The organism is Paraburkholderia sp. SIMBA_054, assembly GCF_046534875.1.
GTDB lineage: Bacteria > Pseudomonadota > Gammaproteobacteria > Burkholderiales > Burkholderiaceae > Paraburkholderia > Paraburkholderia hospita.
The window spans coordinates 1-243 of sequence record NZ_JAWRXV010001488.1 but is presented as its reverse complement, the minus strand read 5'-3'; the positions used below and the strand labels follow the sequence as shown (position 1 = coordinate 243).

At 60.5% G+C, this 243-nt stretch carries 1 protein-coding gene; it reads left to right on the top strand.

Annotated elements, in window-relative coordinates; genetic code table 11:
• The coding region (locus SB822_RS59985; protein ID WP_410859495.1) for a peroxidase-related enzyme at positions 1–243 on the top strand (243 nt) is incomplete at both ends.

The following is a 243-nucleotide window of genomic DNA, read 5'->3' as shown; positions in this document are numbered from 1 at the left end:
AGCCGATCAGCCGCTACCCCGTGCCCGATCCCAGCGAATGGCCCGACGACATCCGTGCGCGCATTCTCGAAGTGCAGCAGAAAGCCGGTTTCGTGCCGAATGTATTTCTGACGCTCGCGCATCGGCCGGATGAGTTTCGCGCGTTCTTTGCGTACCACGACGCGTTAATGCTGAAGGAAGGCGGCCTCACCAAAGGCGAGCGCGAAATGATCGTGGTAGCCACGAGCGCGGTGAACAATTGCC